This is a genomic window from Piezobacter thermophilus (assembly GCF_055386745.1).
In genome coordinates this window covers 3,182,635-3,208,451 of the sequence record NZ_AP042380.1, presented here as the reverse complement: position 1 = coordinate 3,208,451, position 25,817 = coordinate 3,182,635, and the positions used below count along the sequence as shown (strand labels likewise).

Genomic DNA, 25,817 nt, shown 5'->3' with positions numbered 1-25,817 from the left:
TGCCCTGTTCCCCCTTGACGGCGCCGATTAGGGTTGCGCCCAGAGACCGGGAACGACCATGCCAGCCATCCTTTCCATTCGTGATCTGAGAAAGACCTATCAGGGCGGCCTCGAGGCGCTCAAGGGGGTTTCGCTTGATATCGAAGAGGGCGAGATCCTGGCGCTGCTGGGCCCCAACGGGGCGGGCAAGACCACATTGATCTCGATCATATGCGGGATCACCACCGCCAGTTCCGGCACCGTCACCGTCGCGGGACACGACATCGTGGACGAATTCCGCGCAGCCCGCGCGCTGATCGGGCTGGTGCCGCAGGACATCGCGCTGGAACCGTTCGAGAAGGTCCGCAACACGGTGCGGTTTTCCCGCGGCCTGTTCGGCAAGCGGCGCGACGACGCAAGGATCGAAGACGTGCTGCGCCGCCTGTCGCTGTGGGACAGGCGCGACGACCAGATCAAGGAACTGTCGGGCGGCATGAAACGTCGCGTCCTGATCGCCAAGGCGCTGGCGCACGAACCGCGGATCCTGTTTCTCGACGAACCCACCGCCGGGGTGGATGTGGAACTGCGCCGGGACATGTGGGAAATCGTTGCCGAGCTGAAGGCCTCGGGCGTGACCATCATCCTGACCACCCACTATATCGAAGAGGCCGAGGCCATCGCCGACCGGGTCGGGGTCATCAGCCGGGGCAGGCTGCTTCTGGTCGAGGAAAAGGCCCGCCTGATGAAGCGCATGGGCCGCAAGCAACTCGAGGTGGAACTGACCGAGCCGATCCGCGAAATTCCGCCCGCGCTGGCGCGCCACCACCTGCGCCTGTCGCAGGACGGCCGACGACTGATCTTCACCTATGACAGGCAAGGCCGGCGCACCGGCATTACCGCGCTTCTGAACGATGTCGCCGCGGCCGGGCTGGTGCTGTGCGACGTGCAGACCCGGCAAAGCAGCCTCGAGGACATTTTCGTGGATCTCGTGCACGGAGAGCAGGCATGAACTGGCTGGCCATCGCCGCGATATACCGGTTCGAGATGAACCGGTTCTTTCGCACGCTCATGCAGAGCTTCCTTTCCCCGGTCCTGTCCACGTCGCTTTACTTCATCGTCTTCGGAGCGGCAATCGGCAGCCGGATCAGAGAGGTCGAGGGCATCTCCTACGGCGCCTTCATCGTTCCGGGGCTGGTGATGCTGTCGGTGATGACGCAGGCGCTGAGCAACGCCTCCTTCGGGATCTATTTCCCGAAATTCATCGGCACCATCTACGAGCTTCTCTCGGCGCCGGTGAGTTTCCTGGAAATCGTCATCGGCTATGTGGGGGCGGCGGCGACGAAGGCGCTGTTCATCGGCGTGGTGATCCTGGGCACGGCGTCGTTCTTCGTGGACATCTCCATCGCCCATCCGGCGGCCATGGTCGCCTTCCTGCTGCTGACCTGTTTCAGCTTTGCCCTGCTCGGCTTCATCATCGGCATTTGGGCGGGGAATTTCGAACAGCTGCAGATCGTGCCGCTGCTGGTGGTCACGCCGTTGGTATTCCTTGGCGGTGCCTTCTATTCCACCACGATGCTGCCGCCGCTGTGGCAGAAGATCACCCTGTTCAACCCGGTGGTCTATCTGGTGTCGGGGTTCCGCTGGTCCTTTTTCGGAATGGCCGACGTCCCGGTGGGGAGGAGCCTGCTTGCCATCGCCCTGTTCACGGCCGGCTGCCTGAGCGTGATCTGGTGGATCTTCCGGACCGGCTGGCGCATCCGCAGCTGACCGCCGCCGTCGGGGCCGGCGTTGCAATTTTGCCTGCGGCGGGATGATTTTCCCTGTCGCGGCGACAGCTTTGCCGGCGGTGCCTTGTTTGTCGCAGGGCGGCAATCTACATCGTGCCCATGAAGTTGCGCCTGCCCTTCATCAAGAACCCGCCGCTGGTGGCCGTGGTGCGCCTTGCCGGTGCCATCGGCATGGCCGGCCGCTCCTCGCTGAGCGACAGCGCGCTTGCCCCGGTGCTGGAGCGCGCCTTTCGGCGCGGCAGGCCGTCGGCGGTGGCGCTGGAAATCAATTCTCCCGGCGGGTCGCCGGTGCAGTCGTCGCTGATCGCCCGGCGCATTCGCCGGCTGGCGGACGAGCGGAACATGCCCGTCTATGCCTTTGTCGAGGACGTGGCGGCCTCGGGCGGATACTGGTTGGCGGCGATTGCCGACGAGATCTGGGCAGATGAAAATTCGGTCCTGGGCTCCATCGGGGTGATCTCGTCGGGGTTCGGGGCGCATGTCTTCCTGGCCCGCCAGGGGATCGAGCGGCGGGTCCACACCGCGGGCCGGTCGAAATCCATGCTGGACCCTTTCCGGCCCGAGAAAAAGGAGGATGTCGAGCGCTTGCAGATCATCCTGAACGACATCCACCGCAACTTCATCGATCACGTCACCACCCATCGCAAGGGCCGGCTGGCCGAGAACGAGGACCTGTTCAACGGCGATATCTGGCTGGGCCGCCGGGCGGCCGAGCTGGGGCTGATCGACGGGATCGGGCACCTGGTGCCGAAGATGCGGGAACGCTTCGGCGACAAGGTCCAGTTCCGCCGCTATGCCCTGCGGCGCCCGTTCTGGAGCCGCCTCGGAACCGAACTTGCCGGCAACGTCGTGGCCGGCATCGAGGAGCGCGCGGCCTTCGCGCGCTTTGGTCTGTGACGTGATCGTCAAGATCGTGACCCTCTTCCTGATCGGCATGGCGGTGCTGGCCATGTTCGGCAGGCTGCGGTTTCCCGGCAGCCGCAGGCTTTCCTCGGCCAGATGCCCAAAATGCGGCCGGTTCCGGATCGGCAAGGGCCCCTGCGATTGCGGCCGGGAGGGGCGCAAATGATGGCGTGGCTGCTGTGCGGGCTGGGCCTTGCCATCCTGCTGCTGGCGGGGGATTCGCTGGTGCGGGGTGCGGTCAACCTCAGCCTGCGGCTGGGCGTGCCGGCGCTGATCGTGAGCCTGACGGTGGTTGCCTTCGGCACCTCGGCGCCCGAGCTTCTGGTGGCCATCAAGGCGGTGCAGGAGGGCGCGCCGGGCATCGCGCTGGGCAATGTGGTCGGATCGAATACCGCCAACATCCTGCTGGTTCTGGGCATCCCGGCGGTCCTGTCCATCATCCGCACCAGCCAGTGCAACAGCCGCAAGACATATCTGCAGATGCTGGCGGCCTCGGTCCTGTTCATCGCGCTGGCCTCGTTGGGCACCTTCACCGCCGTGACCGGGGTCATCCTGCTGTCGGTGCTGGCGCTGGTGCTGTGGGACATGTTCCGCGATGCCATGGCCCATCGCGCCGCCTGCGCGGTTGTCGATGTCTCGGAAATCGAAGAGGCCGATCCCGACATGCCCTGGTGGCAGATCAGCATCTACCTGGTGCTGGGAATGATCGGCCTGCCCCTGGGGGCACACCTGCTGGTCACCTATGCCTCGGTCATCGCCCGCACCTATGGCGTGACCGAGACCGCCATCGGCCTGACCCTGGTCGCCGTCGGCACCTCGCTGCCCGAGCTGGCCACCTCGGTCATGGCCGCCCTGCGCCGGCAGACCGACGTGGCGCTGGGCAACGTGATCGGCTCCAACATGTTCAACCTGCTCGCCATCGTCGGCATTGCCACGATGTTCGGACCGATCCCCGTCGATCCCGGCTTTCTCGCCTTCGACCTGTGGGTGATGCTGGGCGCCTCGCTGCTGCTGATCCCCTTCGTGTTCCAGTGCCGGGACATCTCGCGCCTGTGGGGGGCGGCATTTTCGGCGCTTTACGTCGGCTATGTTGCGACGGTGCTGTTTTGACGTATCAATCCGGTGAGAAAGGACAATGCCGAAAGGTCCGATGGAACCTATGAACCGAGCCCTCGTCACCGGCGCCGGGGCGCGACTGGGACGGGAAATGGCGCTTTACCTTGCCCGCCGCGGCTTTGACGTGGCCGTGCATTTCGCCACCTCGCGCGAGGGAGCCGAGGAAACCGCCCGGCGCATCCGCGCGCTTGGCCGGCAGGCAGCGGTGTTGCAGGCCGATCTTCTGGACGAATCACAGACCACCCGGTTGCTGCCCGCTGCGACGGATGCCCTGGGCGGCCCGGTCACCTGTCTCGTCAACAACGCCTCGATCTTCGAGCACGACTCGATCACCACCGCCACGCGCGAATCCTGGGACCGGCATGTCGAAAGCAACCTGCGCGCCCCCTTCGTCCTGACCCAGGCGATGGCGGCCCAGGGGCTGACACCGGAAACCGACCCGGCGGGAGAGCCGCGCGCCACCGGGCTGATCGTCAACATGATCGACCAGCGGGTGCGCAAGCTGACCCCGGAATTCATGTCCTACACCATCGCCAAGGCCGGCCTGTGGACTCTGACGCGCACGGCGGCGCAGGCGCTTGCCCCGGCGATCCGGGTCAATGCCATCGGACCGGGCCCCACCCTGCGGGGGCACCGGCAAAGCGAGGCACATTTCGCGGCCCAGCGGGCGAACACGATCTCGAGGCGGGGGGTGAACCCGTCCGACATCACCGGGGCCTTGGGCTATTTCCTTGATGCTCCCGCGGTCACAGGTCAGCTGCTTTGCGTGGATGCCGGGCAGCATCTGGCATGGCAGACACCGGATGTGGTGGGGGTCGAATAGGTGATCCCCCACTTCAAGTTTTGCACCGGTGCCGGCACGTTCCCGACGCCGGCCGGAAATTCCCTTTAATTTCATAAACTTGCGAACGCGGAAAAAAATATGTTGTAATTTCAATGCCTTGGATAAGCGCCCAATTTTTGTGCAAGCCGGCGAAATTGGCGTGTTTCAAGGAAAATTCCACGTTCACCAGAAGTTATCTCCGTACTTATCCACAAGAGTCGTGGATTTGTTTTCTCTTGATCCCGACGCCGCGAGATTGCAGCCGATGCCAGAGAATCATATGTCCCGACCATGACCACGGGTAAACATGACGCCCCCCCGGCGCCGGTCACGGGGCATGCCTGCATCCAGGCCTATCTTGCCACGCTGGACAACTCGCCCGGCGTGTACCGGATGCTTGATGCGCAGGCGCGGGTTCTCTATGTCGGCAAGGCCCGCAACCTGCGCGCCCGCGTCTCGAGCTATGCCCGCCCCACCGGCCATTCGCCCCGGATCCAGCGGATGATCGCGGCCACCGCCTCGATGATGTTTCTGACCACGAACACGGAAACCGAGGCGCTACTGCTGGAGCAGAACCTCATCAAGCAGCTCAAGCCGCGCTACAACGTGCTGCTGCGCGACGACAAGAGCTTTCCCAACATCCTGATTGCCAAGGATCACCCCTTTCCCCAGATCCGCAAGCATCGCGGCGCGCGACGCGACAAGGGGGCCTATTTCGGCCCCTTCGCCAGCGCCGCGGCGGTCAACCGCACCCTGAACCAGCTGCAGAAGGTGTTTCTGCTGCGCAACTGCCCCGATTCCACCTTCGAAGGGCGCACGCGGCCCTGCCTGCTCTACCAGATCAGGCGCTGCTCGGCGCCATGCGTGGGCCTGATCTCGGAACAGGACTATGCCCGCAGCGTGCGCGATGCCGAACGCTTCCTCAGCGGGCGATCAACCGGAATTCAGGAAGAACTGGCCCGGCAGATGCAGGAGGCCTCCGCCGCGCTCGAATTCGAACGCGCCGCCGCCCTGCGCGACCGGATCCGCGCGCTGACCGAGGTGCAGGGGTCGCAATCCATCAACCCCCGCACCGTGGACGAGGCCGACGTGATCGCCCTGCACATGGAGGGCGGGCAGGCCTGCGTCCAGGTCTTCTTCATCCGCGCGCACCAGAACTGGGGCAACCAGGACTTCTACCCGCGCATCTCGGACGACATGTCGCCGGCCGAGGTGATGGAGGGCTTCCTCGGCCAGTTCTACGACAACAAGGAACCACCCCGACAGATCATCCTGTCCGACGCGATCGAGAACGCCGACCTGATGGCCGAGGCCCTGACAGGCAAGGCCGGGCGCAAGGTGACGCTGATCGTGCCCCGGCGTGGCGAAAAGGCCGAGCTCGTCGCCGGCGCGCTGCGCAACGCGCGCGAATCCCTGGCCCGCCGCATGGCCGAACACGCCACGCAGGCAAGGCTGCTGCGGGGCCTGGCCGAGGCGTTCGACCTGGGCACACCGCCGAAAAGGATCGAGGTCTACGACAACTCGCACATCCAGGGCACCAACGCCGTCGGCGCGATGATCGTCGCGGGGCCCGAAGGCTTCCGCAAGAGCAGCTACCGCAAATTCAACATCAGGGGCGATGATCTCGTGCCGGGGGACGATTTCGGCATGATGAAAGAGGTGCTGACCCGCCGCTTCGCCCGGCTGCTCAAGCAAGACCCGGACCGCCGCAGCGACCAGTGGCCCGACCTGCTGCTGATCGACGGCGGTGCCGGGCAGGTCTCGGCGGTGGCCGGGATCATGGAAGGCTTCGGTCTGTCCGACATCCCCGTCATCGGCGTTGCCAAGGGCATCGACCGCAATGCCGGCAAGGAAGAGTTCCACCGCCCCGGCCGGCCGCCCTTTGCCCTGCGGCACAATGACCCGGTGCTCTACTTCATCCAGCGCCTGCGGGACGAGGCCCACCGCTTTGCCATCGGAACCCACCGGGCGAAACGCGCCCGCGCCGTGGGAGCAACGCCGCTGGACGAAATACCGGGCATCGGTGCTGCGCGAAAACGCGCGCTTCTGGCCCATTTCGGTTCGGCCAAGGCCGTCAGCCGCGCCGCGGTGGCCGATCTCAAGGCGGTGGACGGCATTTCCGACGCCCTTGCCGAAACCATCCACGCCTTCTTTCACGACCGCGGCTGAGCGGCCGGCGACCACCCCTTCCTCTTGCCCAAAATACTCCCGCCGGAGGCATCTGCCCGCCAGGGCAGATTCTGCCGACGCCCGCTTTTCTGTCCCGACCGGTCATTGTAGGGTCCACGCATGAAGTGGAACCTGCCCAATCTCCTGACCGTTCTGCGCCTTGTCGCCGCCCCCGGTGTCGCGGTGATGTTCCTCTACTTCACGCGCCCCTATGCAGACTGGTTCGCGCTGATCCTGTTCCTGGGCGCTGCAGCAACGGACTGGATCGACGGCTACCTCGCCCGCGCCTGGAGCCAGGAAACCAGACTCGGCGCCATGCTCGACCCGATTGCCGACAAGGCCATGGTCATCATCGCCCTGATGGTGATCGTGGGCTATTCTTCCATGTCGCCCTGGCTGGTGCTGCCCGCCACCTTCATTCTGTTCCGCGAGGTGTTCGTGTCGGGCCTGCGCGAATTTCTCGGCGATACCGCCGGCACGCTGAAGGTGACCAGACTCGCCAAGTGGAAGACAACGCTGCAGATGGTCGCCATCGCGATCCTGTTCTCCCAGGGCATCTTCGAACACTACCTGCTGCAGGCCGCCTGGAAAATGGACCAGACGATGGTCAACGACATCCTCAAGGGCAGGGCCGAAGACCTTCAGGGCCTGCGCGGCTATTATGCCGGCATGATCTGGTCCGGCCGGCTGGGCCTGTGGCTGCTGTGGCTGGCGGCTGCGTTGACGGTCGTCACCGGCTTCGACTATTTCCGAAAGGCCCTGCCCCATCTGAAGGAACCACTGTGATGCTGGACGTTCTCTATTTCGCATGGGTCCGCGAACGCATCGGTATCCCGCGCGAGCAGGTCGAGACGCAGGCCACCACCGTGGCCGAACTGGTCGAGGAACTGAAGGCCCGCGAAGAACGCTATGCCGCGGCCTTCGCCGACCCGTCGGCGCTGCGGGTCGCGCTGGACCAGGAATTGCGGGATTTCAACGCCCCGCTGGCCGGCGTGCGCGAGGTCGCCTTCTTTCCCCCGATGACCGGAGGCTGACCCCCATGCGCATCGCCGTGCAGGAAGCCCCCTTCGACCTTGGCGCCGAATCCGAAGCCTTCGCCCGCAACTGCGCCGGTATGGGCGCGGTCGTCACCTTCACGGGGATCGTGCGCGACCTCGACGGCGCCCTGACCGCGATGGAAATCGAACACTACCCCGGCATGACCGAAAGGGCGATCCGGGACATTGCCGAAACGGCCATGGCGCGCTGGGGGCTGGGCGATGTGCTGGTGATTCACCGCCACGGGCGGCTGACTCCGGGCGAACGGATCATGATGGTCGCCACCGCCGCCCGGCATCGCAAGGAAGCCTTCGAGGCGGCCGAATTCCTAATGGACTATCTCAAGTCGCGCGCGCCCTTCTGGAAAAAGGAGATCACCGCGCGTGGTGCCGACTGGGTGAAGGCCCGGGAAGAGGACGAAGCAGCGCTGAACCGGTGGTAGCGCGCCACCCGGTCAGGCCCGGCCTTCAAGCCGCGCGCGCAGTTCCTCGGCCTCCTGCCGGGCATCGCGCAGCCCGTCCATCGCCGCGCGCAGTTCGGCCTCGGTCTGGACCAGCTGGTTGGTCAGTTCGGCCTCGCGCTGCTGCAGGTAGGTGATGGCCTGATCGCGCGCTTCTTCCGCTTCGTGCAGCTCCTGGCTCATGCGCTCCAGATCGGCCACGTCGCTTTGCCGGACACGGGTGAAACGATGCACCAGCCAGTTGGCGAACCATCCCAGCGCGAAGGCAACGAACAGGATGACTGCGGTGGTGATGATGAACTCGGTCCGGTTCATTCGCTGGCCTCCGGAGTGGATGACGGTTTGTTCGGCGATGGCGGGTGGCTCTCGCCCGTTGTCGGGCGCGGGCGCGGCCTGACCCTGGGAATTGGCGGTGCCTGCGTGCCGGCGCCGTCCCCGGTCGCGCCTTTCGCCTGATCCACCTGCGGCTCTGCCGTGGCCTCGGCACCGTCGCTTGCGGGTGACGGCCCGGCCGCCCCGTCATCGCCCCCCTCGCCGTCCCGGGCCTTATCGGGGCGGATCAGGTGAAACTCGATCCGGCGGTTCGCCTCGCGCCCCTCTTCGGTTTCGTTGTCGGCAATGGGGCGGGTTTCGCCATAGCCCACCGCCCGGTAGCTTGAGGTCAGAACCCGCCTTGCCCGCAATTCGTCCAGAACCGTCTGCGCGCGCAGCTGGCTGAGCCTGAGATTCATCTCGGCCCGCCCCTGGCTGTCCGTATGGCCCTGAATCTCAAGCCGGATTTCCCCGCAATCGTTGAGAACCGCGGCGATCTGATCCATCACGTCCAGCGATTCGGCCGCGATGTTGGCCGAGCCCGGCTCGAAGGAAATCTTCTTTTCCTTCTGGATCTCGACCAGTTTCTGCAGACAGATTTCGGGATCGGGCGCCTTGATCTCGGGCTCGGGCGGCGGCGGCCGGTAGGTGATCGACAGCTCGAAGGCGGCTTCGGCCCCCAGCTTGTCGGCAAGAATCCGCGAGATTTCCGCGCGGACACCTTCGTGATCGCTTTCCCCGCGCAGCACCACATTGTCGGGCGTCACCGACACGAAACCGCGCGAAAGCTGCGACAGGGCGTCAAGACCGGCCAGCACCCGCACCGACCAGTTCGCCGGCAGGCCCTCGGCCAGGCGGGCCGCCATGTGAGTGTTTTCCGAGCCGAACAGCGCCTTGGCATAGCTGGCCGCCATCCGGCGGCTGCGCGCGTCCCCCATCTTGCCGCGCATCTGCACCAGGCCCTCGGGGCTGAGCGTGGCGATGAACTCGATGCTGTCCGCATCGGCCTTCTCGACCGGCTTCGGCAACACCGGGTGCAGCGCAAACGCCTTGGGCAGCTGCGCCTCCAGTTCGCCCACGACCCGGTCGAAAAGCGCGCTGTCAGCGCCCTCGGCGGCCACCAGCGTGATGTCGGTATCGGCATAGGTGATCGCGCCCCGGCCCAGCTCGGCCAGCGCGGCAATCCCCGCCTCGACCGCGCGGGCCCAGCTGGGGGTGGGCACACCCATGCCTATGGTGCATTGCGCCGCCTCCTCCAGCCCGGCGGCGCGGGCGGCCGAGAGGATGCGTGCGCGCGCCTCTTCGCTGTCGGCCGAGCAGGCATCGAACCGCGCCCCCCCGTCGTCGATGATGAAGCGCAGCGTGAACGGCGTGATCACCGGGCGCGGCGCGGCGATGTCGAGCGCCAGCCTCACCCCCCCCGGCACCTGCGCGCGCAGCCCCCGGTCGAGCGCATCGCGCTGGCTGCGGCTGTCGGCGATGGCGGTGACGGCCACCGCTCCGGCGCGGACGGAGACCTTCGACCGGGGCAGCCTGGCCAGCGCCCGGATCGCGAAATCCATGGCCTCGTCCCAGCCGGGGGGAACCGGGTAGTCGGCAACCTCGAGAAGATCCACCACCTCGGCCGAACCGGCCGCCTGCCGCAGGCGCCGGGCCATGGCCTGCCGGTCGAAATCGGCCGGGACCAGCCCGATGACCGAGATGCCGTGATCGTTTCGCAGGATCTCGGCGGAAAATTCCGGGGGCGCCAGGTCCGAGGCCGGGCGGACATCGGTTTCGTCGCTGATTCGCGCGGCATCGACGATGCGGCCGGCGACCCGAATGGCCTCGAACCGGGTGGCCTCGTCGGGGGCGGTGCCGGCGAGGATCACCCGCAGACCGTCGGCCTCGACCTCGGCCCATTCCAGCCCCGATTCGTCGAAGGCCCGACGCAGGGAAATCTCGGTCCTGTCCTCGATCGCGCCGACCGCGAAGCCGGCCGCGATCAGCGACAGCGCAGCAGCCGCGGCAAAGACCAGTCCGACGACGAGCAGGGAGGAGATGCGCATGGATCGTTTCGCGAGTGAGCGTGAGTTGGTCCGGTCATACTAGGCCGGTGCGGGGGGATCAATCACGCCAACATCGCCGCCACGAAGAAGATGAGCGGAATCAGGCCGGTGTCGCGGTTGGCGCGGAACAGTTGCAGAAGCTTCGCATTGTCGTCGATATCCAACCCGCGAAGCTGCCAGGCCATGTGCCAGCCCATCGCCCAGGGGCCGGCCAGCGCCACCGCCAGCGCCAGAACCGAGCCGTTCGGCTGAACCGCGGCGATGACCGCCAGCCCCATCAGGCTGACCGTGATCACCAGAAAATACTTCAGCCAGCGGGCGGTGTCGGTTCCGAACAGCCGCGCGGTGGACTTGATCCCGATCAGGGCGTCGTCCTCGCTGTCCTGGTGGGCATAGATCGTGTCATAGAACAGCGTCCAGGAAATCCCGGCCAGATACAGCAGCACCGCCGGCCAGTTCAGCGTGCCGGCATGGGCCGTCCAGGCCAGCAGCGCCCCCCAGTTGAAGGCCAGCCCCAGAAACACCTGCGGCCACCAGGTGAAGCGCTTGGCAAAGGGATAGACCGCCACCGGCAGCAGCGACAGCACCCCCAGCGCGATGGCCGCACGGTTGAAGGTCAGCAGGATCGCCAGCGCCACCAGCGCCTGGAGCACCATCCAGACAACTGCCTGGCGCACACTGACCTGCCCCGACGGGATCGGGCGGGAACGGGTGCGTTCGACCCTTGCGTCGAAATCGCGGTCGGTGATGTCGTTCCAGGTGCAGCCCGCCCCGCGCATCAGCCACGCACCCGCCGCGCAGCCCAGCGCGATCCAGGCATCGAACCAGCCGACGCTCTGCGTCCACAGGATGGACAGGGCCAGCCCCCACCAGCAGGGGATCAGCAAGAGCCAGGTGCCGATGGGCCGGTCGGCGCGGCTGAGCCGCAGATAGGGGCGCGTCGCCGCCGGGGCGAGGCGATCCACCCAGTTGCCGGCGACCGCGTCAGAGACCTGTCCGTCTGGTGTCGGGGCGCTGCCTTGCATATGTAGGGGTCCATGAATGCTCGGGTCAGGCTGTATGTAGATCACCCCCTGGGTCGGGGGCAATCGGTTCCTTTGAACCGGGATCAGGCGCATTACCTGTTCGGGGTCATGCGGCTGGGGCCGGGGGACGGGGTGCTGCTGTTCAACGGCCGCGACGGCGAATGGCGGGCCGAAGTCGCGCAGGCGGGAAAACGGGGCGGGACGCTCGTGGCGCGCGAGATGACCGCGCCGCTGCGGCGCCCGCCGGATCTGTGGCTGCTGTTTGCGCCGATCAAAAAGGCCCGCACCGACTTCATCGTCGAGAAGGCCGCCGAGATGGGCGCCGCCCGCATCCTGCCGGTCCGCACCGATTTCACCAACGCCGAGCGCATCCGGCGCGACCGGCTCCAGGCCCATGCGATCGAGGCGGCCGAGCAGTGCGGCGGCACATATGTGCCCGAGGTGGCCGAGCTGAAGCCGCTGGAGCGGGTTCTGGACGACTGGCCCGAAGAGCGGCGTCTGATGTTCTGCGACGAGGCCCGGGTCGGCCCCGCCACGGCCCTTTCGGAGCTTTCCGCCCTGCGCGGCGATGCCGGAGATGACGGCGCGGCCGGCCCCTGGGCCATCCTGATCGGGCCCGAGGGCGGCTTTTCCGAGCGCGAACGCACCCGCCTGAACGACCTGCCCTTTGCCCATGTGGTCAGCCTCGGCCCGCGAATCCTGCGCGCTGACACGGCGGCGGTGGCGGCGATGACGCTGTGGCAGCTGGCGCTGGGGGACTGGCGGTGAGCTTCTTCCGCCCCGAGGCCAGGGCGGCACTGCGGCGCTGGCGCGAGGTGATCCTTGCCGCCGCCCTGGCGGCGCTGGGGCTGTGGTGGATCCTCGGCGCCGGCGGGATCCTGGCCTGGCTGGGCTGGGCGCTGATCGTCATTGCCCTGGCCACCCTGGTCATGGGCATCCAGCGCGCCCGCTTCCGCCAGGGCGGGGGCGGGCCGGGGGTGGTGGTGGTCGATGAGGGCCGCATCGCCTATCTGGGGCCGCTGACCGGCGGCGTCGTCGCCACGGCCGAGCTGGAGCGGCTCACCCTCGACCCCACGGCCCGCCCGCCGCACTGGATCCTCGAACAGCCCGGCGCCCCGCCCCTGTTCATCCCGGTCAATGCCGAAGGGGCCGAGGGGCTGTTCGATGCCTTCGCCCTTCTGCCGGGGCTGCGCACGGGCCGGATGCTGGACGAGCTTGCCGGCCGCTCCGCCCGCCCGGTGGTGATCTGGGAACGCCGCGGCGCCCGCCCGGCTGTGCATCGGCTGCATTGACAGTGGCGCGGTTTCGCCCCACCACTGGCCGCCAGACGAAGCCTCAGGAAGCGGAGCGCGCAGCCCATGTCCATCCCCCAATCCGGCGGCGGGCCGATCGAACGCAAGGAACAGCTGGCCGAATACCTGGCTGCCGGCTGCAAGCCGAAGGACCAGTGGCGCATCGGCACCGAGCACGAAAAGTTCGGCTATTGCAAGGACACGCACAAGCCACTGCCCTATGAGGGGGAACGCTCGATCCTTGCGGTGCTGGAGGGGCTGCGCGACCTGCATGGCTGGTCGCCGCTGACCGAAGGCGGCAAGCTGATCGGGCTTGAGAAGGACGGCGCCAATGTCTCGCTGGAACCGGGCGGGCAGCTGGAGCTGTCCGGCGCGCCGCTCGAGACCATCCACCAGACCTGCGACGAGCTGAACGCACATCTGCGCGACGTGAAAAACATCGCCGACATGATCGGCGTGGGCTTCATCGGACTGGGCGCCGCCCCCGAATGGCGGCACGAGGACATGCCGGTCATGCCCAAGGGCCGCTACAAGCTGATGACCGCCTACATGGACAGGGTGGGCAGCCTCGGCAAGGCGATGATGTATCGCACCTGCACGGTGCAGGTGAATCTCGACTTCGGCTCCGAGGCCGACATGGTGCAGAAGCTGCGGGTAGGGCTGGCGCTGCAGCCGGTAGCGACGGCGCTGTTTGCCAACTCGCCCTTCTGGGAGGGCAGGCCGAATGGGCACAAGAGCTGGCGCTCGCGCATCTGGCGCGACCTCGACCCGGCGCGGACGGGCATGCTGCCCTTCGTCTTCGAGGACGGCTTCGGCTTCGAGGCCTGGGTCGAATATGCCCTGGATGTGCCGATGTATTTCGTCTACCGCGACGGGAAATACATCGATGCGCTGGGCCAGTCCTTCCGCGACTTCCTGCGCGGCGAGCTGCCGGCGCTGCCGGGCGAAATGCCGACGCTATCGGACTGGGCCGACCACCTGACCACCATCTTCCCGGAGGCCCGGATCAAGCAGTTCATCGAGATGCGCGGCGCCGATGGCGGCCCGTGGCGGCGGATCTGCGCGCTGCCGGCCTTCTGGACCGGGCTTCTGTATGAGCAATCCTCGCTCGATGCGGCCTGGGATCTGGTCAAGGGCTGGGACGCGGAAACGCGCGAGGCCTGGCGGGTGGCGGCCTCGGTCCACGGGCTTCAGGCGAAGGTGGGCGGCATGACCATGACCGAGCTGGCCGGCAAGGTGCTGGACATCTCCCGCGCCGGATTGAAGGCGCGGGCGCGGCCGGGGCTGGGCGGCATGGTGGCCGATGAGCGGCACTTCCTGCACGCGCTGGAGGACAGCGTGGAAACCGGCATGAGCCCCGCCGACGAGCTGCTGGAGAAATATCACGGCGAATGGGGCGGGGATCTGTCCCGGATCTACGAGGAATTCAGCTACTGACCCGAGGGCGGCCCGGCCCCGGCCGGGCAGGGCGACTCAGGACGCCTTGTCGCCCAGCGACAGGGTGTGCTCGCGCAGCCAAGCCATGAAACCGCGCGGGTCGCTCTCCAGCGGCTTCATCTGTTCCTCGGTCAGCGGCGGGCCGATCACCGGCGCCTGCGGGCGGTTGCAGGACCGCACGATTTCGTGCAGCAGCAGCCCCTGGCGCAGAACCGGCGAGATCTGGCAGGCGATCTGATAGGCGCGCGAATTGCGCCCCGGAAAATAGATCGGCACCACCCGGGCCCCCGAACGGCGGATCATCTTGGCGGTAAAGACATTCCATTCGCGCTCGACCGGCGGGCCGAACCAGCTGTCCGAGGACATCACCACCCCCGAGGGAAATAACGCCACCACGCCGCCATCGGCCAGGTGCCGCATGGCCCTGGCGCGCATTTCCACCATCTTGCGCTGGGCGTCGGGGTCGTGGGGAAAGGGCACCGGGATCATGAACGAGGTCGCCGCCTCGTCCAGCCCGGTCAGGACCGAGCGGGTGAGAATCCGGTAATCCTCGCGCACGCGGCCGATCAGTTCGGCCAGGATCATCCCGTCCACCATCCCGTGAGGGTGGTTGGCGACCACCACCACCGGCCCCTCCTTGGGGATGTTGGCAATCTGTTCGGGCGGGGTCAGAAGATCTATCCCCATGGTGTCCAGCGCCCCGCGCCAGAACTTCTGCCCGCGATAAAGGGCGTTCTTCTTCTCGAACCGGTTGACCATGCGCAGGATCGAGATCTTGCCCGTGCACCACTCGATCGCCTTGATCGCGAAGGCGGTCCAGGGATCGTCGAAGGAATTGGCATAGGTCAGGGTGCGGCGATCGTAGACCTCGACAGTCTGTCGGTACGTATCGCCGCCCTCCATGCCTGAACTCCGGTCCTGCGCGGTTTTCAATGTCGCATTTCCCGTTCCTGTCGCCGGTGCTTCGCGGCGATCAGAACTCCTCGCCGAACTTGTCCGCTACCAGGGCCTCGAGCGCATCCGCCAGCGCATCCGCATCCGGCCCCGTCGTCTCGAGCTCGACCGTGGTTCCCTTCGAGGCAGCCAACATCAGAAGACCCATAATACTGTCGCCCGACGCCGACAAGCCGTCGCGTGAAAGCTCGGCCGTGGCGTCAAAGCCTTCCACGACTTCGACCAGCCTGGCCGATGCCCGCGCGTGCAGGCCCTTTTCATTGATGATCTTCAAGCTTCGTTGCGCCATCAGCGTTCCATTGACCGTCAGTCCGCCCCCGACGCCCGACCGGCGCTGAGGTTGCGTGCATTGATATATTTCCGCCCCGCCTCCATGGCGTCGCGCACCGCCTCTCCGACCGGCAGATGCCTGCTCTTGGCCAGCTTGATGAGCATGGGAAGGTTGGCTCCGTACAATATCCGCCGATTCGGCCGCTGACACGCCTCAAGGCTCAGGTTGGACGGCGAGCCTCCGAAAAGATCGGTCACCACCACGACACCATCGCCGGTATCGACGCGGTCGGCAGCCTCGGATATTTCGCGGCGTTTGGCGTCGCGGTCGTGATCGGCTTCGATCGAGATCGCCACCACGCCGGGCTGCTTGCCCATGACATGTTCGATGGCTGCCAGATACTCTCTGGCCAGCCCCCCATGCGCAACGATCACGATTCCGATCAATCCGGCCTCTCATCCCGTTTGCGGCCCTTCAGCTCGCGGTGCCTAATTGACACCTGCTGGCCATCCTCTGCAAGGGCCTTCGCGACCGCCTCGGCCAGCGCCACCGAGCGATGCTGACCGCCGGTGCAGCCAAAGGCGATGGTCAGGTGGGATTTCCCCTCTTCCAGAAATGCCGGCAGGAGCAACCGCAGAAGGCCCAGCACATGGTCGAGAAAAGCAGCGTGCCGCGGGTCGGCGGCGACGTGCGCGGCAACCGCCCGGTCGCGCCCGTCGAGGCCGCGCAGTTCCGGCACCCAGTAGGGATTGGACAGGAAGCGGCAGTCGAACACCATGTCCACCCCGCGCGGCAGGCCCCGCTTGTAGGAAAACGACTGCACCGACAGGGCCAGGTTGCGGCCGCCTTCGGGCGCGAACCAGCGTTCGATTTCCCGCCGCAACTGGTGGACGTTCAGCCCGCTGGTGTCGATCAGGATATCGGCCCGGTCCCGGATCGGGGCAAGAAGATCCAGCTCACGCTCGATGCCGATGCCGGGGCTTTCCCACGGTGCCAGCGGATGCCGCCGGCGGGTTTCGGAAAACCGCCGGATCAGAACCTCGGGCTGGCAGTCGAGGTAGAGCACCGACAGGGCGATATCGGGGCGCGCGGAAAGGTCGCGGATGAGGTCAAGCAACGCCTCGGTGGTAAAGTCGCGGTTCCGGGTGTCCACGCCCAGCGCCACCGGCCGCCTGGGCGGCGGTCCCTCCAGAAGGCGCGGAAGCAGGCGCAGCGGCAGGTTGTCGATGGCCTCATGGCCGAGATCTTCCAGAACATGGATCGCCGTCGATCTGCCGGCGCCCGAGGGGCCGGTGACCAGAACGACCCGTGCGCCTTCCCCGGTTTTCTCGCGATTCGTCATCGGTCCTGCCACAAGCCGCCCTTGAGATATTGTAACAGCGCCGGCGCGAAATGCGCAGATTCGATCCTGCAGATCAGCGGCACGCGCAGCCCCAGCAGTTCGGCCGTTTCCGGCTCTGGCAGGCGGTGCCTTGCCACCCGGTCGAGATCGACCAGCGCCGCGACGGTGGCGGAACCGGCCGGGTCGGCCCGAAGGATGCCCAGCCCGCGCGCCTCGATCAGACCGCGGATCTGCGCGGGCGCCTCGGCGACAAGCGACGCCCCGCGGCGGCGGATGCGAACCCGGTCATCGGAAACCAGCTGCGCCCCGTATGCCATGAGCGACAAGGCCAGCGCCGACTTGCCGCTGCCGGATGCCCCCGAGATGATCAGACCCCTGCCGGAAAGCGCAACACAGGACGCGTGCAGGACGATCTCGTCGCCGGAACCGACCACCGCCCCGTCAGAGCGGCAGGCCGACGACGAAACGCGCGCCCAGCGGTTCGGACGTCACATCGGCTTCGGTCGGGCGGATGTTCTCGGCCCAGATCACGCCGCCATGGGCCTCGACGATCTGCTTGGAAATAGCCAGGCCCAGGCCGGAATTGTTGCCGAAATGCTCGGGCGGGCGCTGGGAATAGAAACGCTTGAAGATCTTCGACAGGGCCTCTTCCGGGATGCCGGGCCCGGTATCCTCGACCACCACGAGAACCCGGTTCTGCCGCCTGCGCGCCCAGACCCGGATGGCATCGCCTTCCTCGCAGAAGGAAATCGCGTTGGTGATGAGATTGACGAAAACCTGCGCCAGCCGCGCCTCGAGCCCGTCGATCATGATCGGATCGGGCGGAAGATCGGTGATGAAATCGATCCCCTTGTTGCGCGCATCCTCGCCCAGATACTGGTTGAGGTTGCGCAGCATTTCCAGCAGGTCGAAGGTTTCCTCCTCTTCCTTGACCAGTTCCGCATCAAGCCGCGAGGCATTGGAAATGTCACTGACCAGCCGGTCGAGCCGGCGGACGTCGTGCTCGATCACGTCCAGCAGCTTTTCGCGCTGGTCATCGCGCTTCACCATCCGCAGCGTGCCGACCGCCGATTGCAGGCTGGCAAGGGGGTTCTTGATCTCATGCGCCACGTCCGCCGCGAACTGTTCGTTCCCGTCGATGCGGTTGTACAGCGCCGAGACCATGCCGCGCAGCGCCCGGCTGAGGCGGCCGATCTCGTCCGGGCGGGCGGACAGGTCGGGGATGCGGATCCGGCCCGGTGTCATCCGGCGCGCGTTGCGGTCGCGCCCCAGCTCGGCCGCTTCGGCCAGATCGGCAAGCGGGTTGGCAATCGTCGAGGCAAGAACGAGGCTGAGCCCGACCGACACCAGAAGGGCCACGATGAACATCTGGAGAATACGCTCCCGCTCGACCCGGGCGGCGGCATCGATTTCGCCCGAGGGGCTGGCCACGGTCACCACGCCCACCGGACGGCCGTTCTGCAGAACGGGAGTCGCAGCCGAAAAGACCGAACCGCCCTCGGTCATGACCCCGGTTTCGATCCGGGTTCCGCCGAGCGCCTTCTGCGCGAGCGCCTGCATCCTCTGTTCAAGCGGCGGCGGCGCTTCGGCCTTGCCCGAAGACAGCAGGCCGGACACCGTGTTCCACACGGCCTCCAGCGCATTGGTGATGACCGTTCGCGGCTGATCCGGCGCGCCCCCAGCAACGAGGGCCCCGACATCGTCGGCCCCCTCTGCCCGGGCGATCAGCCTGCCTTCGGGGTCGAAGACGAAGACCTCAACCCCCTTGCGAAGATGCAGGTTGTCCAGCGTCCGCGCCACGTCGCCATCCCCGGCGTCAGTGGCCGCAGGGCCGTCGACGGCCGCGCGGGCTGCGAACACATCGGCAATCAGCCGCGCTTCGCTGACCAGGGTGACGGCATATTGCTGCACCATGCGATCGCGCGAATTGTTGAGATAAAGGATCCCCGCGACCAGAATGGCCAGCCCGACCAGGTTGAAGGTGATGATCTTGCGCGCCAGCGGCGACCCGCGCAACGAGAGAAAGCCGCGGCGGGCGCGACGCGCCTGCAGCTCGGGACCACCGGCATAGTCCGGGACGACCCAGTCGTCGCCCAGAACCACGTCGCCATTGGCCTGGCCATGTGTGATGCCCGTATCCCGCACCGTTTTCCTCACCTCGGGCCCCTTTCGGGCCGGTCGCTCCGTCTATCTATTCTTCGTTGTAACGATAACCGATCCCGTACAGCGTTTCGATGGCCGAGAAATCGGGATCGACCGCGCGCAGTTTCTTGCGCAGCCGCTTGATATGGCTGTCGATCGTCCGGTCGTCCACATACACCTGATCGTCATAGGCCACGTCCATCAACTGGTCGCGGCTTTTCACGAAGCCCGGACGCTGGGCGAGCGCCTGCAACAGCAGGAATTCCGTGACAGTCAGGGATACGTCCTTGCCCTTCCACGTCACCTGGTGACGCAGCGGGTCCATGCGCAGATGGCCACGTTCCATCACCTTGGCCTCGGGACCGGTGCCGGCGGCATCGCCGACCAGAGCCTCCTGCCGGCGCAGCAGGGCACGGATCCGCTCGACCAGAAGACGCTGGGAAAAAGGCTTTTTCACATAGTCGTCCGCCCCCATGCGCAGGCCGAGCACCTCGTCGATCTCGTCATCCTTCGAGGTCAGGAAGATCACTGGCATCTGGGTTTTCTGGCGCAGCCGCTGCAGCAGATCCATCCCGTCCATGCGCGGCATCTTGATGTCCAGAACGGCCATGTCCGGCAGCTTCTTGTTGAAAGCGTCCAGCGCGGCCTGACCGTCATTGTAGGTCTCGACCTCGAAACCCTCGGCCTCGAGCGTCATCGAAACCGACGTCAAGATGTTCCTGTCGTCGTCAACCAATGCAATCTTCGACATCTGAAAGCGCCCCTATACTGCTCATGTCTGCCCGTTTTTTCCGCCATTCTTCGCCGTTTTGGCGTTCCGAATCAATCCTTAAGTGCGAATCAGCAGGCCGATCGCCCTCATGAGGGCAGAAATTTCCTGACAATGTCTGAATTTCGCCACGCTCCCCCATGGCGTGTCGCGCGTGGTTGCGCTAAACTTCGCTGTGGTGGCGCTAACTGTGCCAAAGCGCCCTGTTCATACCTTTTTTCAGCATGTTAAGACCGCCCCACTCCGGCACGATCCCGGAGATCGCCTATTGGCGCGATGGAATGCAAACGCGACGCGCGACGCCGCTCACAGGAGAGAAAGCGCATGACCACCGGACGGGTGAACCCGAACTTCCGCCTCGAAGACCAGGGCATCGAGGGGCTCGGCAACGTCTATTACAACCTGATCGAACCGGCGCTGATCGAACATGCGATCCGGCGGGGAGAAGGCAAACTGGGCAAGGGCGGATGCCTCATGGTCACGACTGGCAAGTTCACCGGCCGTTCGCCCAAGGACAAGTTCGTGGTGAAAACCGACAGCACCGCCAACACCATCTGGTGGGAAAACAACGGCGAGATGGCGGCCGACGCCTTCGACCGGCTCCATGCCGACATGCTCGAATACCTCAAGGGCCGGGACGTGTTCGTCGAGGATCTGGTCGGCGGGGCCGATCCGACACTTGCCGTCAATGTGCGCATGGTGACCGAACTGGCCTGGCACGCCCTGTTCAACCGCACCATGCTGCGCCGCCCCGCGCGCGAGGCGCTGGACGATTTCGTCGCCGACTTTACCCTCATCAACTGCCCCGGCTTCAAGGCCGACCCCGAGCGCCATGGCTGCCGGACCGACACGGTGATTGCGCTCAACTTCGACCGCAGGCTGATCCTCGTGGCCAATACCGAATATGCCGGAGAGAACAAGAAGGGCATCTTCACGCTGCTCAACTACCTGCTGCCCGAGAAAGGCGTGATGCCGATGCACTGCTCGGCCAACCACGCCATCGGCAACCCGGTGGATGCCGCCGTGTTCTTCGGCCTTTCCGGCACCGGCAAGACCACGCTTTCGGCCGATCCGGGGCGCACGCTGATCGGCGATGACGAACATGGCTGGTCCGATCGGGGCATCTTCAACTTCGAAGGCGGCTGCTACGCCAAGACCATCAACCTTTCGGCCGAGGCCGAGCCCGAGATCTACGCCACCACCTCGAAATTCGGCTCGGTGGTCGAGAACATGACCTTCGATCCCGAGACGCTTGACCTCAACTTCGACGATGACAGCCTGACGGCGAACACCCGCGTCGCCTATCCGCTGCACTACATCTCGAATGCCTCTCCCTCGGGCCTGGGCGGGCATCCCAAGAACGTGGTCATGCTGACCTGCGACGCCTTCGGCGTGCTGCCGCCGATCGCCCGGCTGACCCCGGCGCAGGCGATGTATCACTTCCTTTCGGGCTTCACCTCGAAGGTGGCCGGAACCGAGCGCGGCGTGACCGAGCCCGAACCCACTTTCTCGACCTGCTTCGGCGCTCCCTTCATGCCCCGCCGCCCCGAGGTGTACGGCAACCTCCTGCGCGAAAAGATCGCCCAGCACGGCGCCACCTGCTGGCTGGTCAACACCGGCTGGACCGGCGGCGCCTACGGCACCGGCCGGCGGATGCCGATCAAGGCCACCCGGGCGCTGCTGAGCGCGGCGCTCGACGGGTCGCTGGCGGATGTGGCGTTCCGCAAGGACCCCAATTTCGGCTTCGAGGTGCCGGTTTCGGTGCCCGGCGTGGACGATACCCTGCTGGACCCGCGCCGCACCTGGGCCGACCCGGCCGCCTATGATGCGCAGGCCAAGAAACTGGTGCAGATGTTCGCGGAAAACTTCGAACAGTACCTGCCCCATATCGATGAGGACGTGAAGGCGATCGCCATCGGCTGACGGCGCTCCCGGTCCGCTTCATTCCCGCAGCGCCCCGGCCCCGTCCGGGGCGCTTTGCGTCCGCGCCGGCAACGATGACGCACGCCCGTCAAAGCCCCCGAAGCCGCCCGCGCGCCGTCGATGTTCTCGAAAACATGTCGATTTTTCCATGTTTTCATTGCTCTGAGCGTCTTCACGAAGTATTTACTGGACAATGTTGAACATATGGGGATAGCGCGGCGGAATTGCGGCGCCCGAAGGCGCCGCAGACAAGCCAGACAAAATTACCGGCAGCCACCACTCACACTCACTCGCCGCCGGTAGCGCCAGATTAGCGAAACGGGTTCTCGTGTCAACATGAGACACCGTGCAGCTATTGAGATAACCGTGTCCCGTGGTTACCATGAGCCCGGGATGGACACTCACGGGAGCAAACGGAACATGCCTGAGATTTCCAAGCTGACGGAACTGCGCAAGCTTCTGTTGGGGATGGAGCGGTCCCTGGGTCTGCAGGAACTGTCCCATACGGAGCGCGACATCTACTATGCCGCCAGCGACATCGCGAAAACCGAAAAGCAGATCCGCACCACCGGCCTGATGGAACATGCGCTGGTCGCCGAGGTTTCCCGGCCTACCTTTTTCCGGGCATTGAAATCTCTCGTCGAAAAGGGTTACCTTGCCCCCTCTCAGGGCCGCAGCCGCGGTCTGTACGAGATAAATCGAAAACCGAACGGCTGAGGGCATGGTTTGAGCCGAACTGAAGCTTCGCCATCTTCCCTGTTTATCGAGATGTTCGTTGCTTCGGTGGCCTACGTCGCGGCCTCTTTCGTGACGTTCAAGATCATCGGGCCGGTCCAGGACCTGTTCTTCCCCGCTCTCGCCGGTCATGCGAGCCTGCTTTTCCTGCCGCATGGCGTACGCGTGCTTGCCGGCTGGCTGCTGGGGTGGCGGGCGATCGTCGCACTGCTGCCCGGCGTATTCGCCGTGTTCTGGTTCGTGGGCGGCGCCGACGTGTTTCTGCCCAGCCGCCTCGTGGCCATCGCCATCGCGGTGGCCACTGCGCCCGCCACCTTCCGTCTGCTGGCTGCGCTTGGCTGGAACCTCTCGCCGGGGCGGAACACCCCACCCTGCTGGCCCTGCGTCATGGCGGCGGGGATCGTGATCTCGGTCATCATCGCCACCCTGACCAACATGGCGTTTGACACGCGGCCCGTCGATTTCGTGGCCTACCTGATCGGCGATTTCTTCGGTCTGTTCTTCCTGATGATGTTCCTGATGTTCTTCTTCCGCTTCATGCGTCACCACGGGACCGCCTGACGGAAAGGCCCGCCACGGTCAGCCCAGAAGACCGCGGCGCAACAGGTTCAACCCGGCCAGAAGCAGTACCACCAGCGTCGCCCGGCGAAAGGTCTCCTGATCGATACGATCATGGATCGCCCGGCCGACCCATTGCCCGACCAGCGCCGGAGCGATCAGCAACGCCGAAAAGGGCAGGGTCTCGGCCCGCAGCACGCCCGAGCCCAGATGCGCCACCACAAGGGAAATCGCCCCGAGGCCATAGATCACGCCCTGCACCCTGAGCTGTTCGGCCTTCTGCGTGTTCAGCGCCGTGAGATAGGCCACCGTCGGCGGCCCCCAGACGCCGCTGAGCCCCCCGACGAACCCGGCGAGCGCTCCGGCTGCAACCTCGATGGGAACCGACTGCCGGGCAAGCGCGAATGTCACCCCCGCAAGCTGCATCGCCGCGAACCCGGTCACCGGCAGCGAGATCAGCACCAGAAGCGTTGCCGCGGGGATCCAGTTGACCATCTGCGCGCTGATGGCAAGAAACACCAGGCCGGCAAGCAGAAACACGCGAAACCGCCGGACCGAGGCCAGCGCGGCGCGGGCGCCATGGCCGAAGGCCTGCGCGCCATTCGTCACCACCGTCGGCAGGATCAGCCCGGCCAGCGCGATGTCCGGCGGCAGGAAGGCGCTGAGAACCGATATCAGCAGCATCGGCATCCCGAAGCCCACCGCGCCCTTGACCACCCCCGCCGCGACCGCCGCAAGGCAGGCAACGACCAGCCCGGTCAGCGAAAGGAAGGGGAAAATCGCATCCATGCCCCCTCATACCATTCCTGCATCTCGCCGCGATGCAAAATTCGGTGCGCAATATTAGAACTCCGGGAATGCCAATAAGGTATTTTTGTTGCGCTGCACTTGCAAAATGATTACCACCAGGCGACCCAACAAAGGACGTGATTCATGGCGCATGACGGACCGGATCGACCGATGACCACACAGACAGCATTTCTGCCCGACCTGCTCACCCTGACCCGGGCCGCCCTGCCCGCTGTTGACGCGGTTCTTGCGACCGCGACGACCAGGCTGCGCGAACTGGTCACCGCCGATGGCAGGGTTTCGGGGGCGTTGATCGAGGCCCACCAGCCCGCCGCCCATGGCCTGGCGTGGCTGGCCACCTACGCGCAAAGCCTGCGCCAGATGCAGAACTGGGCCGACCGGCTGGTCCAGCAGGGCCGGTTCGGCGAAATCGAACGGCTGATCCACCAGATTGCCTTCGGGGAATACCTTGCCCAGATCGCCGGCGGCATCCCCATGAGCCAGGGCGAAATCATCCGCCTTGCCGATCTCGGGCTTGGCCCCGACGACATCGCGCCGCTGTCGGCAGGGGCGGTGCGAACGCTCATCGCCCAGGGCAACAGCCAGGCCGCGCGTACCCGCCTCGTCCAGCTGATGCAGGAGCAGGCCGGCAACATCACCTTCGGCGCCACCGGGCTGGATGACGAGCTGGAGATGATCCGCGAACAGTTCCGCCGCTTTGCGATCGAACGTATCGAACCGGTAGCCCATGAATGGCACCTCAAGGACGAGCTGATCCCGATGGAGATCATCTCGGAACTGGCCGAACTCGGTGTCTTCGGCCTCACCATCCCCGAGGAACATGGCGGGCTGGGCCTTTCCAAGGCATCGATGGTGGTCGTCTCCGAGGAACTCTCGCGCGGCTATATCGGCGTGGGCAGCCTCGGCACCCGCTCGGAAATTGCCGCCGAACTGATCCTGTGCGGCGGCACCGAAGAGCAGAAGGCCAGATGGCTGCCCCGCATCGCCAGCGGCGAAATCCTGCCCACCGCCGTCTTTACCGAACCCAACACCGGATCGGACCTCGGCGCGCTGCGCACCCGCGCGGTGCGCGACGAGAACGGCGACTGGCGCATCACCGGCAACAAGACATGGATCACCCACGCCGCGCGAACCCATGTTATGACCCTTCTCGCCCGCACCGATCCCGCCACCACCGATCACCGGGGCCTGAGCATGTTCCTGGCCGAAAAGACCCCCGGCACCGACGACGACCCGTTCCCGTCCCAGGGCATGACCGGCACGGAAATCGAGGTGCTCGGCTATCGCGGCATGAAGGAATACGAGCTGAGCTTCGACAATTTCCGCGTCGAGGGCGAAAACCTCCTCGGCGGGGTCGAGGGGCAGGGCTTCAAGCAGCTCATGCGCACCTTCGAATCGGCCCGCATCCAGACCGCCGCCCGCGCCATCGGCGTGGCCCAGTGCGCGCTCGACCTTGCCCTGCGATACGCCGAGGAGCGCAAGCAGTTCGGCAAGCCCCTGATCGCCTTCCCGCGGGTCTCCGGCAAGCTGGCGATGATGGCGGTCGAAATCATGATCGCCCGCCAGCTGACCTATTTCAGCGCGTGGGAGAAGGACCACGGCCACCGCTGCGACCTCGAGGCCGGCATGGCCAAGCTTCTTGCCGCCCGCGTGGCCTGGGCTGCGGCCGACAACGGGTTGCAGATCCACGGCGGCAACGGCTTCGCGCTGGAATACCCGATTTCCCGCGTCCTTTGCGACGCGCGCATCCTCAACATCTTCGAGGGCGCGGCGGAAATCCAGGCCCAGGTGATCGCCCGCCGCCTGCTGGCCGGGTGAGCCGGCAGAGAACGAGGCAAACCGGCCACCGCACTTCCTCTTGCCCCAAATACTCTCGGGGGTGAATTGGCCCGGCACGGGCCAAGAGGGGGCAGACAGCCCCCTG

28 protein-coding genes are annotated in these 25,817 nt (G+C 65.9%); 17 read left to right on the top strand and 11 right to left on the bottom strand.

Going from position 1 to position 25,817, the window contains the following annotated elements:
* Positions 1-58 precede the first annotated feature (58 nt).
* The 10 genes from ACZ5CM_RS15580 to ACZ5CM_RS15535 all read left to right on the top strand — a co-directional run bounded on the left by ACZ5CM_RS15580 (position 59) and on the right by ACZ5CM_RS15535 (position 8,257).
* The gene (locus ACZ5CM_RS15580; protein WP_464640003.1) at positions 59-988 is read left to right on the top strand and encodes an ABC transporter ATP-binding protein; all 930 of its coding nucleotides are present in this window, start codon (positions 59-61) and stop codon (positions 986-988) included.
* Positions 985-1,746, top strand: coding sequence for an ABC transporter permease (locus ACZ5CM_RS15575; protein ID WP_464640001.1), 762 nt, complete (start codon positions 985-987; stop codon positions 1,744-1,746). Before ACZ5CM_RS15580 ends, ACZ5CM_RS15575 begins: the two co-directional genes overlap by 4 nt.
* A 119-nt stretch (positions 1,747-1,865) precedes the next feature.
* The gene (locus ACZ5CM_RS15570; RefSeq protein WP_464640000.1) at positions 1,866-2,663 is read left to right on the top strand and encodes a S49 family peptidase; all 798 of its coding nucleotides are present in this window, start codon (positions 1,866-1,868) and stop codon (positions 2,661-2,663) included.
* A 1-nt stretch (position 2,664) separates the two neighbouring features.
* A complete protein-coding gene (locus tag ACZ5CM_RS15565; RefSeq protein WP_464639998.1) occupies positions 2,665-2,835 on the top strand; it encodes a hypothetical protein in 171 nt (56 codons plus the stop codon).
* Positions 2,832-3,779, top strand: a complete 948-nt coding sequence (locus ACZ5CM_RS15560) for a calcium/sodium antiporter (protein WP_464639996.1) — start codon at positions 2,832-2,834, stop codon at positions 3,777-3,779. The genes ACZ5CM_RS15565 and ACZ5CM_RS15560 overlap by 4 nt, the downstream gene beginning before the upstream one ends.
* 49 nt (positions 3,780-3,828) lie before the next feature.
* On the top strand, positions 3,829-4,608 hold the full coding sequence (locus ACZ5CM_RS15555) for an SDR family oxidoreductase (RefSeq protein ID WP_464639994.1): 780 nt from the start codon (positions 3,829-3,831) through the stop codon (positions 4,606-4,608).
* A 291-nt stretch (positions 4,609-4,899) separates the two neighbouring features.
* On the top strand, positions 4,900-6,777 hold the full coding sequence (gene uvrC / locus ACZ5CM_RS15550; RefSeq protein WP_464639992.1) for an excinuclease ABC subunit UvrC: 1,878 nt from the start codon (positions 4,900-4,902) through the stop codon (positions 6,775-6,777).
* 120 nt (positions 6,778-6,897) lie between these two features.
* Positions 6,898-7,563 carry a CDP-diacylglycerol--glycerol-3-phosphate 3-phosphatidyltransferase gene (gene pgsA, locus ACZ5CM_RS15545; RefSeq protein WP_464639991.1) on the top strand — a complete coding sequence of 222 codons (666 nt, stop codon included), beginning with the start codon at positions 6,898-6,900 and terminating at the stop codon, positions 7,561-7,563.
* Positions 7,563-7,811: a molybdopterin converting factor subunit 1 gene (moaD, locus tag ACZ5CM_RS15540; RefSeq protein WP_464639989.1), complete on the top strand. Its 249-nt coding sequence runs from the start codon at positions 7,563-7,565 to the stop codon at positions 7,809-7,811. Before pgsA ends, moaD begins: the two co-directional genes overlap by 1 nt.
* Positions 7,812-7,816: 5 nt before the next feature.
* On the top strand, positions 7,817-8,257 hold the full coding sequence (locus ACZ5CM_RS15535) for a molybdenum cofactor biosynthesis protein MoaE (protein ID WP_464639987.1): 441 nt from the start codon (positions 7,817-7,819) through the stop codon (positions 8,255-8,257).
* Positions 8,258-8,269: 12 nt separating this feature from the next.
* Here ACZ5CM_RS15535 and ACZ5CM_RS15530 read toward each other — a convergent pair whose 3' ends face one another.
* The 3 genes from ACZ5CM_RS15530 to ubiA form a co-directional block, all read right to left on the bottom strand.
* Complete coding sequence (locus ACZ5CM_RS15530; protein WP_464639986.1) at positions 8,270-8,590, bottom strand: hypothetical protein; 321 nt, start codon at positions 8,588-8,590, stop codon at positions 8,270-8,272.
* The gene (locus ACZ5CM_RS15525) at positions 8,587-10,635 is read right to left on the bottom strand and encodes an OmpA family protein (RefSeq protein WP_464639984.1); all 2,049 of its coding nucleotides are present in this window, start codon (positions 10,633-10,635) and stop codon (positions 8,587-8,589) included. Before ACZ5CM_RS15525 ends, ACZ5CM_RS15530 begins: the two co-directional genes overlap by 4 nt.
* A gap of 62 nt (positions 10,636-10,697) precedes the next feature.
* Positions 10,698-11,660: a 4-hydroxybenzoate octaprenyltransferase gene (ubiA, locus tag ACZ5CM_RS15520; RefSeq protein ID WP_464639983.1), complete on the bottom strand. Its 963-nt coding sequence runs from the start codon at positions 11,658-11,660 to the stop codon at positions 10,698-10,700.
* A 12-nt stretch (positions 11,661-11,672) separates the two neighbouring features.
* Between ubiA and ACZ5CM_RS15515 the strand changes: the two genes are divergently transcribed.
* The 3 genes from ACZ5CM_RS15515 to ACZ5CM_RS15505 all read left to right on the top strand — a co-directional run bounded on the left by ACZ5CM_RS15515 (position 11,673) and on the right by ACZ5CM_RS15505 (position 14,389).
* The gene (locus ACZ5CM_RS15515) at positions 11,673-12,428 is read left to right on the top strand and encodes a 16S rRNA (uracil(1498)-N(3))-methyltransferase (RefSeq protein ID WP_464639981.1); all 756 of its coding nucleotides are present in this window, start codon (positions 11,673-11,675) and stop codon (positions 12,426-12,428) included.
* Positions 12,425-12,952 (top strand): hypothetical protein, encoded by a 528-nt coding sequence (locus ACZ5CM_RS15510; RefSeq protein ID WP_464639979.1) that lies wholly within the window; start codon positions 12,425-12,427, stop codon positions 12,950-12,952. Before ACZ5CM_RS15515 ends, ACZ5CM_RS15510 begins: the two co-directional genes overlap by 4 nt.
* 66 nt (positions 12,953-13,018) lie before the next feature.
* Positions 13,019-14,389: a glutamate--cysteine ligase gene (locus ACZ5CM_RS15505; RefSeq protein WP_464639977.1), complete on the top strand. Its 1,371-nt coding sequence runs from the start codon at positions 13,019-13,021 to the stop codon at positions 14,387-14,389.
* 36 nt (positions 14,390-14,425) lie between these two features.
* Here ACZ5CM_RS15505 and ACZ5CM_RS15500 read toward each other — a convergent pair whose 3' ends face one another.
* The 7 genes from ACZ5CM_RS15500 to ACZ5CM_RS15470 all read right to left on the bottom strand — a co-directional run bounded on the left by ACZ5CM_RS15500 (position 14,426) and on the right by ACZ5CM_RS15470 (position 19,849).
* Complete coding sequence (locus ACZ5CM_RS15500; protein ID WP_464639975.1) at positions 14,426-15,292, bottom strand: lysophospholipid acyltransferase family protein; 867 nt, start codon at positions 15,290-15,292, stop codon at positions 14,426-14,428.
* Positions 15,293-15,362: 70 nt separating this feature from the next.
* The gene (locus ACZ5CM_RS15495; RefSeq protein ID WP_464639973.1) at positions 15,363-15,632 is read right to left on the bottom strand and encodes an HPr family phosphocarrier protein; all 270 of its coding nucleotides are present in this window, start codon (positions 15,630-15,632) and stop codon (positions 15,363-15,365) included.
* 17 nt (positions 15,633-15,649) lie between these two features.
* Entirely contained in the window at positions 15,650-16,060 is a 411-nt protein-coding gene (locus ACZ5CM_RS15490) for a PTS sugar transporter subunit IIA (protein WP_464639971.1), read from the bottom strand.
* A complete protein-coding gene (rapZ, locus tag ACZ5CM_RS15485) occupies positions 16,057-16,956 on the bottom strand; it encodes an RNase adapter RapZ (protein ID WP_464639969.1) in 900 nt (299 codons plus the stop codon). Before rapZ ends, ACZ5CM_RS15490 begins: the two co-directional genes overlap by 4 nt.
* A complete protein-coding gene (locus ACZ5CM_RS15480; protein WP_464639967.1) occupies positions 16,953-17,390 on the bottom strand; it encodes an HPr kinase/phosphorylase in 438 nt (145 codons plus the stop codon). Before ACZ5CM_RS15480 ends, rapZ begins: the two co-directional genes overlap by 4 nt.
* A 7-nt stretch (positions 17,391-17,397) precedes the next feature.
* Positions 17,398-19,101 carry an ATP-binding protein gene (locus ACZ5CM_RS15475; protein ID WP_464639965.1) on the bottom strand — a complete coding sequence of 568 codons (1,704 nt, stop codon included), beginning with the start codon at positions 19,099-19,101 and terminating at the stop codon, positions 17,398-17,400.
* 46 nt (positions 19,102-19,147) lie between these two features.
* Positions 19,148-19,849 (bottom strand): response regulator, encoded by a 702-nt coding sequence (locus ACZ5CM_RS15470; protein ID WP_464639963.1) that lies wholly within the window; start codon positions 19,847-19,849, stop codon positions 19,148-19,150.
* 342 nt (positions 19,850-20,191) lie between these two features.
* Between ACZ5CM_RS15470 and ACZ5CM_RS15465 the strand changes: the two genes are divergently transcribed.
* The 3 genes from ACZ5CM_RS15465 to ACZ5CM_RS15455 all read left to right on the top strand — a co-directional run bounded on the left by ACZ5CM_RS15465 (position 20,192) and on the right by ACZ5CM_RS15455 (position 23,086).
* Positions 20,192-21,790 (top strand): phosphoenolpyruvate carboxykinase, encoded by a 1,599-nt coding sequence (locus ACZ5CM_RS15465; RefSeq protein ID WP_464639961.1) that lies wholly within the window; start codon positions 20,192-20,194, stop codon positions 21,788-21,790.
* 420 nt (positions 21,791-22,210) lie between these two features.
* Positions 22,211-22,507 (top strand): hypothetical protein, encoded by a 297-nt coding sequence (locus tag ACZ5CM_RS15460; RefSeq protein WP_464639959.1) that lies wholly within the window; start codon positions 22,211-22,213, stop codon positions 22,505-22,507.
* Positions 22,508-22,558: 51 nt separating this feature from the next.
* Positions 22,559-23,086 carry a hypothetical protein gene (locus tag ACZ5CM_RS15455; RefSeq protein ID WP_464639957.1) on the top strand — a complete coding sequence of 176 codons (528 nt, stop codon included), beginning with the start codon at positions 22,559-22,561 and terminating at the stop codon, positions 23,084-23,086.
* An 18-nt stretch (positions 23,087-23,104) separates the two neighbouring features.
* Here the strand turns inward: ACZ5CM_RS15455 and ACZ5CM_RS15450 are convergent, their stop codons facing one another.
* The gene (locus ACZ5CM_RS15450; protein ID WP_464639955.1) at positions 23,105-23,872 is read right to left on the bottom strand and encodes a sulfite exporter TauE/SafE family protein; all 768 of its coding nucleotides are present in this window, start codon (positions 23,870-23,872) and stop codon (positions 23,105-23,107) included.
* A 144-nt stretch (positions 23,873-24,016) separates the two neighbouring features.
* Between ACZ5CM_RS15450 and ACZ5CM_RS15445 the strand changes: the two genes are divergently transcribed.
* Positions 24,017-25,711, top strand: coding sequence for an acyl-CoA dehydrogenase family protein (locus ACZ5CM_RS15445; RefSeq protein WP_464639953.1), 1,695 nt, complete (start codon positions 24,017-24,019; stop codon positions 25,709-25,711).
* Positions 25,712-25,817 lie beyond the last annotated feature (106 nt).